This window comes from Hafnia sp. HMSC23F03, from assembly GCF_001816025.1.
GTDB lineage: Bacteria > Pseudomonadota > Gammaproteobacteria > Enterobacterales > Enterobacteriaceae > Hafnia > Hafnia paralvei.
In genome coordinates this window covers 37,272-50,521 of sequence record NZ_KV824246.1, presented here as the reverse complement: position 1 = coordinate 50,521, position 13,250 = coordinate 37,272, and the positions used below count along the sequence as shown (strand labels likewise).

10 protein-coding genes are annotated in these 13,250 nt (G+C 49.7%); 6 read left to right on the top strand and 4 right to left on the bottom strand.

Translation table 11 applies throughout. The features are described 5' to 3' along the window. Nucleotides 1–94: 94 nt before the first annotated feature. From phoB to HMPREF3091_RS21270, 3 genes are all read left to right on the top strand, one after another. Nucleotides 95–784: a phosphate response regulator transcription factor PhoB gene (gene phoB, locus HMPREF3091_RS21280; protein WP_004091956.1), complete on the top strand. Its 690-nt coding sequence runs from the start codon at nt 95–97 to the stop codon at nt 782–784. Between the two features lie 109 nt (nt 785–893). Then, nucleotides 894–2,243 carry a phosphate regulon sensor histidine kinase PhoR gene (phoR, locus tag HMPREF3091_RS21275; RefSeq protein ID WP_035503075.1) on the top strand — a complete coding sequence of 450 codons (1,350 nt, stop codon included), beginning with the start codon at nt 894–896 and terminating at the stop codon, nt 2,241–2,243. Next, complete coding sequence (locus HMPREF3091_RS21270; RefSeq protein WP_070718882.1) at nt 2,243–3,199, top strand: PstS family phosphate ABC transporter substrate-binding protein; 957 nt, start codon at nt 2,243–2,245, stop codon at nt 3,197–3,199. The genes phoR and HMPREF3091_RS21270 overlap by 1 nt, the downstream gene beginning before the upstream one ends. 157 nt (nt 3,200–3,356) lie before the next feature. Here the strand turns inward: HMPREF3091_RS21270 and HMPREF3091_RS21265 are convergent, their stop codons facing one another. The 4 genes from HMPREF3091_RS21265 to ppk1 form a co-directional block, all read right to left on the bottom strand. Beyond that, nucleotides 3,357–3,773: a hypothetical protein gene (locus HMPREF3091_RS21265; RefSeq protein WP_070718880.1), complete on the bottom strand. Its 417-nt coding sequence runs from the start codon at nt 3,771–3,773 to the stop codon at nt 3,357–3,359. A gap of 77 nt (nt 3,774–3,850) precedes the next feature. Further along, on the bottom strand, nt 3,851–4,321 hold the full coding sequence (locus HMPREF3091_RS21260) for a hypothetical protein (RefSeq protein ID WP_246840040.1): 471 nt from the start codon (nt 4,319–4,321) through the stop codon (nt 3,851–3,853). Nucleotides 4,322–4,542: 221 nt separating this feature from the next. Beyond that, entirely contained in the window at nt 4,543–6,066 is a 1,524-nt protein-coding gene (gene ppx / locus HMPREF3091_RS21255) for an exopolyphosphatase (RefSeq protein ID WP_004091961.1), read from the bottom strand. A 24-nt stretch (nt 6,067–6,090) separates the two neighbouring features. Then, the gene (gene ppk1, locus HMPREF3091_RS21250) at nt 6,091–8,157 is read right to left on the bottom strand and encodes a polyphosphate kinase 1 (RefSeq protein WP_004091971.1); all 2,067 of its coding nucleotides are present in this window, start codon (nt 8,155–8,157) and stop codon (nt 6,091–6,093) included. A gap of 168 nt (nt 8,158–8,325) precedes the next feature. On the opposite strand from ppk1, the gene HMPREF3091_RS21245 reads away from it, so the two are divergent. From HMPREF3091_RS21245 to pstB, 3 genes are all read left to right on the top strand, one after another. Beyond that, nucleotides 8,326–10,530: an ABC transporter permease subunit gene (locus HMPREF3091_RS21245; protein WP_070718877.1), complete on the top strand. Its 2,205-nt coding sequence runs from the start codon at nt 8,326–8,328 to the stop codon at nt 10,528–10,530. After that, nucleotides 10,527–12,200, top strand: coding sequence for a phosphate ABC transporter permease PstA (gene pstA / locus HMPREF3091_RS21240; RefSeq protein ID WP_070718874.1), 1,674 nt, complete (start codon nt 10,527–10,529; stop codon nt 12,198–12,200). The genes HMPREF3091_RS21245 and pstA overlap by 4 nt, the downstream gene beginning before the upstream one ends. 66 nt (nt 12,201–12,266) lie before the next feature. Then, complete coding sequence (gene pstB / locus HMPREF3091_RS21235; RefSeq protein ID WP_070718871.1) at nt 12,267–13,079, top strand: phosphate ABC transporter ATP-binding protein PstB; 813 nt, start codon at nt 12,267–12,269, stop codon at nt 13,077–13,079. Nucleotides 13,080–13,250: the final 171 nt, after the last annotated feature.

The window sequence follows — 13,250 nt, the reverse complement described above, 5'->3', positions numbered from 1 at the left end:
TGACAGTGATATTGGGTATACTGTTATTTTTCATAAATCTGTCATAAATCTGACGCATAATGGCGCCCGCAACCAAACTTAAGCAGGATTAACAATGGCCAGACGCATATTGGTAGTAGAAGATGAAGCGCCAATTCGTGAAATGGTGTGTTTTGTTCTCGAGCAAAACGGCTACCAACCGGTAGAAGCAGAGGATTATGACAGCGCGGTGAACTCTTTGTCTGAGCCTTATCCTGATTTAGTCTTATTGGATTGGATGTTGCCCGGCGGCTCAGGGATCCAGTTCATCAAGCATATGAAGCGCGAGGCGCTAACGCGTGAAATCCCCGTGATGATGTTGACCGCACGCGGAGAGGAAGAAGATCGGGTGCGTGGCTTAGAAGTGGGGGCGGATGATTACATTACCAAACCTTTTTCTCCGAAAGAGCTGGTAGCAAGAATTAAGGCCGTAATGCGGCGAATTTCCCCGATGGCGGTGGAAGAGGTCATTGAAGTGCAGGGATTGAGTCTTGACCCGACCTCGCATCGCGTTATGGCTAACGAAGCCCCGCTGGATATGGGTCCTACCGAATTTAAGCTGCTGCATTTTTTCATGACGCATCCTGAGCGTGTCTATAGCCGTGAGCAGTTGCTAAATCATGTGTGGGGCACTAACGTTTATGTAGAAGATCGCACCGTTGACGTACATATTCGCCGCCTGCGCAAAGCGCTTGAGCTGAGCGGGCATGATAAAATGGTGCAGACCGTACGCGGTACGGGTTATCGTTTCTCGGCACGTTTTTGAATCCTATGCTCACGATGTGCACGTTTAAGAATAAGGCCGCATGAGTGCGGCTTTGACGATTCTGGGGAAGCCCTTATGTCTATTCCGTTAAGAATAAAGAGCCAACACCGTGCTTGAACGCCTATCTTGGAAAAGATTATTGCTGGAGCTGGTGTTTTGCTGTATTCCGGCATTGATCCTCGGGCTACTGATCGGCTATCTGCCGTGGTTTCTACTGACCGCCGTTTTAGCGCTCTTGGGATGGCATTGCTATAACCAGCTGCGCCTTTCCCATTGGTTATGGGTTGACCGTAGTATGACCCCCCCCGCAGGGCGAGGCAGTTGGGAACCGTTGTTCTACGGCCTCTATCAGATGCAGCAACGGAACCGTCGCAGACGGCGTGAGTTAGCGTTACTGATTAAACGTTTCCGTAGCGGGGCGGAATCTCTCCCCGATGCGGTCATCATGACAACCGAAGAAGGGAATATTTTTTGGTGTAACGGACTGGCTCAACATCTATTGGGCTTCCGTTGGCCGGAAGACAACGGCCAGCATATTCTCAACCTTCTGCGTTACCCCGAATTTACTCAGTATCTGCAATCTCAGGATTTTACTCGTCCGCTTACACTGCATCTGAATAATGGCCGTTTTGTCGAATTTCGCGTGATGCCTTATGCCGAAGGCCAGCTTCTGATGGTGGCGCGTGATGTCACGCAAACACGTCAACTAGAAGGCACTCGCCGTAACTTCTTTGCTAACGTTAGCCACGAACTACGTACACCGCTAACGGTGTTGCAGGGCTATCTGGAAATGATGAACGATGAGGATATGGCGGCGCCGGTGCGACAAAAAGCGCTGGTTACCATGCAGGAGCAAACCAAGCGCATGGATAGTCTCGTAAAACAGCTGCTGACGTTGTCTAAAATCGAAGCCGCACCGCCGATTGCACTCAATGAAATTGTCGATGTACCGGTAATGCTGCATATGTTAGAGCGAGAAGCTCTCTCGTTGAGCAACGGTCGCCATGAAATCACTTTCCGCATTAATGACAAACTGAAGGTGTTTGGTAATGACGATCAGTTGCGTAGCGCGGTGTCGAATCTGGTGTATAACGCCGTGAACCATACGCCTGACGGCACGAAAATTGAGGTCTGCTGGCAGCAAACAGCGCAGGGCGCGCAGTTTGAGGTGAGCGATAACGGACCGGGTATCGCGCCAGAGCATTTAGGGCATTTAACCGAGCGTTTTTATCGTGTAGATAAAGCGCGTTCGCGGCAAACCGGTGGCAGCGGCCTAGGTTTGGCCATTGTGAAACACGCGTTGAATCATCACGAAGCCACGCTGAATATCATGAGTGAAATTGGCTTGGGAACGCGTTTCGTTTTTACTCTTCCACCCCATTTAATTGTGCCGTTGAACGGTGAAAAACCAACGGCGAAAAACAAGGGCCAGAAAGGGCTTCCGAGTAAGGAAATTTGATGCAGGGATGTCAATTAAAGGGTTGGAGAGCGGCGCTTGTCGGCGTCGTTTGTAGCTTTATTATTTACCCGTCGCTGGCTACCGCAAACCCATCCACGTTGTCAGGTAATCTTTCCAGCGCGGGTTCCGATACCATGGTGAACCTGATGTCACTGTGGTCGGCTAATTTTTCGCAAGATAATCCCAACGTGAACGTGCAGCTACAGGCGGCAGGCTCTTCCAGTGCGCCAACGGCGTTAGCCGCGGGCGCAGCACAGTTAGGCCCGATGAGTCGGCCAATGAAAGCGGCAGAAATTTCAGCCTTTGAACAACGCTATGGTTATCCGCCGCTGGCAGTGCCGGTGGCGTTGGATGCGCTGGTGGTGTTAGTGCATCAGGATAATCCACTGCGCGAGATTAGCTTTAATCAGCTTGATAGTCTCTATTCCACCACGTTGCGCTGTGGTGAAGCTTCCCCAATCACCCACTGGAAAAAGTTGGGGCTGGGAGGGGAGTGGCAATCGCGCGCCATTTCGCTCTATGGTCGTAATTCCGCATCTGGCACCTATGGCTATTTCAAACAGCAGGTGCTGTGCGACGGTGATTTCAGCCCAAGGGTGAACGAACTGCCTGGCTCGGCATCAGTGGTACAGGCCGTAGCGGGCTCACTCAATAGCATTGGCTATGCCAGTATCGGTTTTCGCGCCAGCGGTGTGCGAGCGCTAGCGGTAAGCAAATTTGGCAGCCCTGCGGTAGAACCGACGGCTGAAAATATTGTGCAAGGTCGTTACCCGCTGGTGCGCCATCTCTACATTTATGTGAATAAAGCACCGGGACGGCCTCTGTCGCCATTAACTGCGGAATTTATGGATAGCGTGCTTTCAGAGCAAGGGCAAAAGCTGGTGTTACAGGATGGCTATATGCCGCTGTCGGCGGCTGATATCGCACGAGTGAGAGCGGAGTTGGGGTTGAAGTAAAGACACCTAATATTGATTGGCGTTGTATTGATGTTCGTCACGAGTTTCAGGACTTGCTCCATACTCGCCCTGTCGATGGGGCGAGTCATGATCATCGTTAATACCGTTGTTGCTATGGGTATGAAGGAGATAATAATTCAGTGTCGCTGATTCCGTTTTACAAAAATTTGACTAGTTCGACAGATAGCAGTTTCCACTGATTATTTTCTTTTATCATTTGAACAGTAATATCACCTTCAAGGTCATTTTTAAACGTCACGCTTCCTGAAAGCTCACCTCGGTTATCCTGCACGGCTATACGAATAAAGGTGTAATCTTCAATATCGGTAAAGTTCATCGGTGATAAATATCTCTGAAACTCTTCAGGCGTAATGATTTTTTTCATGGAGGATGAACCGGCCTGATAGGCTTCTGTAAAGTGTCCACTTTGCAACAGATCTATCTCTGCACGAGCCTCATCCTTTATACCGTGCATCATGGCGTACAGGGTTGGACCAATAGCACTGAAAAATGCCAGCATACCCAACGTAACAAATATGATAATTTTAGTGGTTTGATTCTTTTTACGTTCCATCGGTGATACTCCATGAAACAACAATGTTATAAGTCTGTTCCGGTAAAATAAAAGGATGAATGTTATTTTTTTTGAAGTTAAGTCTCTGTTATTTTAATTGAACTTTCCTTAGTGAAGTATTTTTTAGAAGCATGAGAGAAGTTAAATCTAAATAATAGAGTGGCGAATAACAGTACTTCAATTAAGTCAGCCAAATATGCGCCAGCTCTTTGTGCATCGTTATCCAGTGTAAATAGTAGGTTTGAAGAACCGGTGGCAGAGTTGTGAGCATAAATCTTCATGGAAAATATAATAATGAGTGATAGCGATGCTAATGGCCTTCCAAGTTTTTTTCTTTTAAATACAGAAACTACCGCCCATATCATAACAATGGCGATAACCACTCTGATAATAAACTCCACGATGAGATACATAGCAATATTCAATGATGGGTATTTATTGATTAAAGCTATTGATGAAAACAAAGCATGTATACTTAATGGTATGAAAAATAAAATAAAAAGCATTAATATGAATAAAACACACCAGACACATAGCGGTCTTTTCACGCCTCACCTCAAGAACTGGATTACCCATGTTGTTGAACGTAGATTAGCAAGGCGGTGGCGCTGTTATCAATGGCTATTTGATTAATTAATGTTTATGCAGGAAATTAAAGTGTCCACAATCTGAAATAAAGCTGGTGGTATTATCCACCAGCTAAATAAGTATGGCTATGTTTGATGTTTCCCTGATTAATAATCGGGGATGGCTAATCCAATATTTTACTTCACAGTTGCTCTTCTACCAATAGATGCCAGCCTTCTACATCTTTCCAGTATGACTGCTCTTTTTCCACGTCCAGCTGTACAAGGTTATTTTGTTGCAAATAGCCTTTAGGGAAACGCAGGATCCAGTGAAAACCATCCGTTTCTAGCTCTAGTGATTCCGGTGTCGTAGTGGACTGGCGCTGGTTGTTTAGCAGCGTCGCCAGCCGCAAAATTTGAATCAGCGGAATGTACTGTTTCTTTTTAAACAGCGTTAAACGTGGCAGTTCATCGAGCTTCACGCCTTTGCGGTGGAAGCGTACTAACGTTGCCAGAAGTAACTGCTGTTCCTGATTAAACCCCGGTAGGTTGGTGTTTTGCAGGATATAGGCCGAATGGCGGTGCATGCCGCTGTGGTTAATGCTTAAGCCAACTTCATGTAGCATCGCCGCCCAGTTCAGTAGTGCTTCCAACTGTGGATGCACCAGTTTGTTATTCTGCGCCATCCACTGTGCATACAGCTGTTGCACCGTACTGAGCACACGCTGAGCCTGCTCGCGGTCTATATTGTAATGTTCCGCCAAACTACGAGCGGTGCGGCTGCGGATGTCCTGATGGCGGAAACGGCCCTCCATCTCATACAGAACCCCTTCGCGCAATGCGCCGTCCGATAGACGTAGCTGTTTAATCGCCAGCGCATCAAACACACCGCAGAGAATGGAGAGCCCCGGCACAAAGACGGCTTGGCGATCTTCTGATAGTCCCGGGAGCGTTAGCTCACTAAAACGTTTGTACTTGAGGACTTCGCTACGCAGCAATTCCAGACGTTCTGGCGTGATCAGCCCATCTTTTTCGCCCAAAGCAATCAGCACTTCATGGGCCGCCTTGATCGAACCAGACGCGCCGAGAGCAGCCTGCCAGCCTTGAATGCGATACTGCCACGCCATATTTTCCAGCTTTTGCGCCGCAGCTAGGCGCGCACGTTGGAAGTTATCTTTGCTGATAGTACCGTTCGGGAAGAACTGGCGAGCGAAGCTGACGCAGCCCATCCGGCGGCTTTCTACCAACAGCGGATCGAAATCTTCCCCGATAACCATTTCCGTGGAGCCGCCGCCGATATCAATTACCAGCTTGCGTCCTTTTTCTGGCTGGGTGTGTGCCACACCCATGAAAATCAGACGCGCTTCTTCGTGACCGGAAATAATCTCAATCGGGTAGGGAATCACTTTTGCTGCCCGTTTGAGAAACTCTTCCGCATTGGCGGCTTGACGCAATGAATGGGTGCCAACGATACAGACGTTTTCTGCAGGAAAACCTTGTAAACGCTCAGCAAACAATGCCAAACAAGCGATGCCACGTTCCATGGCTTCTTCGCTCAGCATGTTGTTGCTGTCTAGGCCATCGGCGAGATGTACCCGTTGCTTCAGGCGTCCCAGAACCTGAAGCGCGCCGTTAACGATACGGGCAATAACCATATGGAAACTGTTAGAGCCTAAGTCGATAGCAGCAATTTCCTGCGGTTTATTATTAGAATGAGTTAGCGGCATAAGCGGCCTATAAGTCTGTAATTGTTATTGGTTATCGGGCTGTTCAAGAGCTTTGAGGTAATCATAAATAGCCAACTGAGAGCGTACCTTGCGGCGATTTCCGCGCGGAACATAGCGGTTACTGAGATCTTTATCAAGAAAACGTGCTTTGACGGTATCGCTGAACTGCAGTTCCAACAGATCCAATACGCGCTGGCGCAGCGTTGGATCGAGCAGGGATACGGCAACTTCAATACGATAGTCGATATTGCGCGTCATCCAGTCGGCAGATGAGAGATATACCAGCGGATCGCCATGATTTTCAAACACGTAGACGCGCGCGTGCTCCAAGAATCGATCGACGATGCTGATAACCTGAATGTTTTCACTAACGCCCGGAATATTTGGCACCAGCGAGCACATGCCACGTACCAAAAGGCGAATTTTTACCCCAGCCGAAGAGGCGGTGTATAAGCGATCGACCAAGCCTCTATCAACCAGATTGTTGATTTTCAGCGTGATCCCAGCGCTTAGCCCCGCCTGTGCACTGGTAATTTCCTGATCGATAAGCTGGTAAAGCATACGACGCGAGTTTTGTGGCGATACCATCAAATGCTCGAAACTGACCGGACGATACGGATTCTCAATAAAATTGAACACCCGACGCACTTCGTTGGTAATACGCGCATCGGCGGTGAGCAGGGAATAGTCGGTGTACAGACGCGCGGTTTTTTCGTTGAAGTTACCGGTACCGATATGAGCGTAACGAACGATGTGATCGCCTTCTTTACGTGAGATCAGGAACAGCTTGGCGTGGATCTTCAACCCTGGCGCGGAGAATATGACGTGTACGCCGGCTTCGGTTAAACGCTTCGCCCAGTGGATGTTAGCTTCTTCATCGAAGCGTGCCTGCAGCTCCACCACGACGGTCACTTTTTTCCCGTTGTGTGCGGCGTGGATCATCGATTCGATAATGCGAGAATCTTTGGCGACGCGATAGATATTGATTTTTATGGCTAGCACGCTGGGGTCAAACGAGGCCTGACGCAGCAGTTCAAGTACGTGCTCAAAGGTGTGATACGGATAGTAAAGCAGCACATCGTGATCGCGGATGGCGTCGAATCCGTTGCGGAATTTATCGAACCAGATATGGCGCAAACGTGGCAACGGCTTATTCACCAAATGGGCGTTGCCGACATTCGGGAATTTAATGAAGTCTTTGAAATTGTGGTATCGACCACCGGCGATCACCGAGTCGTAGGAGGATATCCCTAATTTCTGACGTAGCAGTTCAACCAGTTCATCCGGCATATCACGCTGATAAACAAAGCGTACTGGCTCTGCGGTGAGACGTTGTTTTAGGCTTGATGACATCAGCTCCATTAAGCTGGATTCCATCTCCGTTACCAAGTCATATTCCGCGTCACGAGTCATTTTCATGGAATAGGCATTCAGCGCGTCATAATCGAAGAAGCCTTTGAAAATATCATCCAGACAGTAGCGCAGGATATTATCGACCAGAATCATAGGCTTGCGGCGGCGCGGGGTTTCCGGCGGAAGTATAATGAAGCGCTCAACCTTGTCGGAAGGGATCTCCAGCAGCGCATAGCTGGTGTGATGACCACGAATAATTTCGACGGCTAGATAGGTGTAGTCATCTTTGAGGAACGAGACCAAATCGGTTTCATTGTTTATCAGAATCGGGGTGATGTGCTGGCGTAGGTGATTCTTGAAATATTGGCGCAGCCATACCTGCTGGTTCTCTGAGAGCTGGCGCTCGTTAATCAAGAAAATCTGATTACGCGCCATTTCTAGCAGCAGCTCGTTGTATAACGAATCGAACTCCTGATCGGTTTTGAGAACTTTGGCCTGAATTTTTTTGAGTAAGTGGCGTGAGGCGCCGGTCGAACCTTGCTCTTCGCTGATAAGAATACGGCGCTTCAGATCGGCAAACCGAACCTTGTAGAATTCATCCAGATTGCTGGAGTAAATTCCCAGAAAACGCATGCGCTCGATGAGCGGATTGCTCTTGTCTGCGGCTTCTTGTAGAACGCGTTCGTTAAATGACAACCAACTCAGTTCTTTATCGATATAGAGCTTTTCCTGACCCATTGCGACTCCAATACTAGACAGCGACGATAAAAGTGGGAGTACCCAGTGTCTGCCTTTATTATGGCGAGAAGTTGACGCTAAAGTCCAATGACCAAACAGTAATGTAGCGTTAACAATGATGCCATATTATGCTGTGTCGCTTTTATTCGCCCTGTTAATGGAATTTGCATGGATCACACTACACCTGCGTTATTAATACGTGATAAGCGTCGAGCCTGGCGAGATCGCCTGACTCGCTACGTCGTTAGCGCGGGCGGGATGGTGGTGCTAGCTATGCTGATGTTAATTTTTGTCTATTTGCTGGTTGCTGTCTGGCCGTTGTTTAAACCCGCCAGTATTGGTCAACCTCAAGCGCTGGCTTGGCCGAAAAATGGCAACGCGCTAGCCGTCGGCGTTGATGCGACCCACCAAATGGTATGGCGCATTGATGAGAATGGAAAAGGGATGTTTCTTGCGCTTCAGCCAGCCGATAAGCCGCTGCAACCTTTGCAGGAACAGCCGTTTACCGCGACTGCCCCGAGTGCTGCCGCCAGTATGAACGGCGATTTTCCCACCATCGCACTAGCCACCGTGGATGGTAAAGTGCTCTTAGTGAGCCCGCAGTTCCACCCGGTGGGTAAAACCGGAGATACCAGCCACTTCGCCCCAGACTGGGTCTATCTACGGGGTTCAACGCCGGAACAGTTTGATGATAAGCACCAGCCGCTGCGCCAGCTTAGCGTAGGGATGCAACAACATCAGCCAATGATAGCGGCGTTGACGCAGGATGGTCGGGTACTGCTAGGTCAGCCTGCATCGACGGGGTGGCAGGTGAATCAGATTGAAGTGAACGCCCCCGTGAGTCAGGTGTTACTGTCTCCAGAGGGGAGTCGCCTGTTTGTGCTCAGTCCGAATCAACTTAGCGTTTTCCCGCTAAGTCAGGCGGGGGTAGGTAAAGGTCAGAATATTATTTTCGACCCACAAAAACCCGCGCAAAAAAATATCGTCCGCATGGCATTGCTGCCGGGAGCCAGCTCTCTGTTGCTACAAAATGCGAAAGGCCAAATTAGCCAATGGTTTGATGTACAACGTAACGGCCAACGCGAATTGACTGAAATTAGACATTATCAGCCAGCCTTAGCCGATAGCATGCTGATTAATGAACCGTACCGGCGAGTATTTGCGGCGTTGGCACCGAGTGGAAAACTGGAACTCTACTCTTCTCTACGTGAAAACGCGGTATTGCAGACGTCGATCGAATCAGGAGTCAAAACCGCATGGTTCGATCCGCAGGGAAAAGGGCTGCTGGTAGAGACGATGAAGGGCGCGTTTTGGTATCCACTGAACAACGATTACCCTGAAATCAGCTGGAAAACGTTGCTCAAACCGACTTGGTTTGAGAACTATCCCCAGCCAGACTATGTGTGGCAAACCACGTCAGGCAGCGATAATTATCAGGCCAAGTACAGCCTATGGCCTGTCGTGTTTGGCACGCTGAAGGCCGCTTTTTATGCGCTTTTATTTGCAACGCCGCTGGCGGTGGCTGGGGCAATTTATACCGCCTGTTTTATGTCTGCGCGTCAGAGAAGCGTAGTCAAACCCGCGATTGAGATGATAGGTGCGTTTCCTACGGTGGTGATTGGTTTAGTCGCCGCGATTTGGCTGGCTCCCATCATTGAGAACCATCTTTTAGCTTTGCTGGCGCTTCCGGTGCTAATCCCTTTGGTGATTGTCGGCGGAGCCGCGCTTTGGACGCGCCTTTTCCCTGCACTTGCTCAGCGGACAGGTTATCGGTTTGACGTCTGTGTGTTATTGCCGTTGCTGACGATACTGCTGGTGCTGTGGTTCATGTTGGCTCCTCATGTAGAAATTTTATTATGGGGTATGCCGCTGCATGAGCGTTTGGGCGACGGTTACGATCAGCGTAATACGCTGGTAGTCGCGATTGCACTCGGATTTGCATTAGTGCCGGTTATTTTCTCTCTGGCAGAAGATGCGCTGTTTAGCGTGCCAGCCAGTTTGGCTCAGGGCTCTTTGGCGCTGGGGGCGACCCAGTGGCAAACCTTGATGAGAGTGCTGTTGCCTAGCGCCAGTGCTGGGATATTTTCCGCCTTGATGATTGGTCTGGGACGGGCGGTAGGGGAAACCATGATTGTGCTGATGGCGACGGGTAACACACCGCTGTTGGATAATACGCCGTTCCAAGGTCTGCGAGCATTGGCGGCCAATATTGCGATTGAAATGCCAGAGGCGGTAGTGGGAAGCGCGCATTACCGCGTGCTGTTCTTAACCGCGCTGGTCTTGTTCCTGTTTACCTTTATTGTCAACACGTTGGCTGAAGCCGTGCGTTTGAAGCTACGCCTGCGCTACAGCGCTGAGCGGGAAGGGCTATGAGTACTCAGGGGCCGGTTCAAAACGCGACAAAAACGCCTTGGATGCGCAGCGGACGCCCGTGGATTTGGCTCAGCGCTGGCGCCGTGACTATCAGCCTCTTGGCGCTGATCGGGTTGATCGTTTTGCTCGCGGGGCAGGGAATGCGTTATTTCTGGCCGCATTCCGTCTATGAGTTTGAGCTGAAAAGCGGGCAGCATATTATCGGTGAGCGTTACGGCATCACTCAGGTTCCGCGTCAGCAACTGTTGGATGCCGGTGTGAAATTAGCGCCGAACGCACCCGCCCAGCTTTCACGCTTTCTCATTAAAATTGGTAACCGTGAGTGGCAAAATCAGGATTTTTTAGTCGTGATGGCTGAGGATATCAACCATACACGTAAGCCTAAAGAGCTACTGGTTCTGGAGCGCGAACATAACGGTAATGCTTATGGTTATTTGGTTGGGCTGCTGGAGAATGGGCAACCTTTGGTTGGCCGCGAAATAGTCCGCGATCTTGAGAGGCGAATTGCCAGAACTAAAGAGCTCAGCCAGAAAATAGCACATTTGCGTCAGCATCAGCTTTCTGCCATCAGCGCCCAGTTTGAGAGCCTACGTTTGACACAGCGGCAGGCCGAAATGAAGGGGAAATGGGATGCGCGTTTACAAGCACAGGTAAAAGCCGAGCGTCAGGAGTTGGAGCGTAAACACCAACAGTTGATTGCTCGTATAGATGCGCTGGGTAGAGAGCAAAAAAGCGATAGCGTTCTATTACGTGATATGAACGGCGTGCAGAGAGAAATTCCGATTTATGAAATTCACGACGCTTGGCAGCCGAATGCGATGAGTACGGGCGACAAAGTTCGCCACTGGGCGAAGCAGATTAAAAAATTTCTGGTGGATAGCCCGCGAGAATCCAATACCGAAGGCGGAGTTTTCCCCGCAATTTTCGGCACCATGCTCATGGTGATACTCATGTCCGTGATTGTGATGCCTTTGGGCGTGATTGCCGCCGTATATCTGCATGAATATGCGCGTAAGAATTGGTTTACCCGCTTGATTCGTATTGCGGTCGTGAATTTGGCGGGGGTGCCCTCCATTGTGTACGGTATTTTTGGTTTAGGTTTCTTTGTATACGTACTGGGAGGCTCGATAGATCAACTGCTCTTTAGTGAATCGCTGCCGAATCCAACGTTTGGCACGCCGGGGCTGTTATGGGCGTCACTCACGCTGGCGCTGTTAACGCTGCCGGTGGTGATTGTTTCTACCGAGGAAGGTTTGGCGCGAATTCCCGCTTCGTTACGACAAGGATCTTTGGCATTGGGAGCCACTAAGGCAGAAACGCTGCGCCGTGTTGTTTTACCTTTGGCGGTGCCTGCGATGCTAACAGGGCTGATCCTCGCCATTGCGCGAGCTGCCGGTGAAACCGCCCCTCTGATGCTGGTTGGGGTGGTGAAATCAGCGCCTGAATTGCCAATTGATAGCGTGTTCCCTTATTTGCACCTAGATCGGAAATTTATGCATCTAGGATTCCAAGTTTATGACGGCGCACTGCAAAGTCCGAACGTTGAGGCAGCTCGTCCGCTGGTGTTTGCTACGGCATTTTTGTTAGTGACGCTGGTGGTAGGGCTGAATTTAGCCGCGATGTCGATTCGTCATTATTTACGTGAGAAGTATCGTGCGCTGTCGCTATAACGGTTTGTTGCCTATCTATTCCTCGAATTCCGCAGGGATAGGTATTTATTGTGAGGAGTCAATCCCGTGGGTTTAACCGCACCGGAAACATTGCCCCTATTGGATGTCCAAGCATTGCCACCAGAGCAAACGGCATTGGCCGCTCAAGACCTGAATCTGTTTTATGGTGCCAAACAGGTGCTGTTTGACGTGAATTTACGCGTCCCTAAAAATAGGGTAACCGCATTGATTGGGCCCTCTGGCTGCGGAAAATCAACGTTGCTGCGCTGCTTTAATCGTATGAACGATTTAGTGGAACAGTGCCGCGTGGAAGGTGAGGTAAGCGTCAACGGTAGCCGCGTGAGCGGCAATGATGTTGATGTGGCTGCGCTGCGTCGTCGTGTAGGCATGGTGTTTCAGCGGCCAAATCCGTTTCCGAAATCTATCTATGAAAACGTGGTTTATGGTCTGCGGTTAAACGGTGTGCGCGATCGCCGCGTCTTAGATGAGACCGTTGAACGAGCGTTGCGGCAGGCCGCATTATGGCATGAGGTGAAAGGTCGTTTGAGTGATAACGCCTTTAAGCTTTCCAGCGGTCAGCAACAACGACTGGTTATTGCCCGCGCTATCGCCATTGAACCGGAAGTATTGCTGTTGGATGAGCCAACGTCGGCGTTAGATCCCATCTCAACCTTAACGATTGAAGAACTGATCGTTGGGTTAAAACAAAATTACAGCGTGGTGCTGGTGACGCACAACATGCAGCAGGCCGCACGAGTATCCGATTACACCGCATTTATCCATCAGGGAGAAGTGGTGGAATATGCCGATACCGATACCTTATTTACCTCGCCAAGACAGAAGAGGACTGAGGATTATATTACGGGTAGGTATGGGTGACATTTCTATGCTAGAACGATTCGCTGTGCGGGTATTTTGATAGAACTGTGAAGGGTTTCGTATGCCTAATGCGCTGAAATCTACATGGGAATTGTGTGAGGTTTCGTACGCCTAATACACCGAAACCGACATGTACACTGTGCAGGCGTCCGAGTCGGGGGGCCAGTCGCT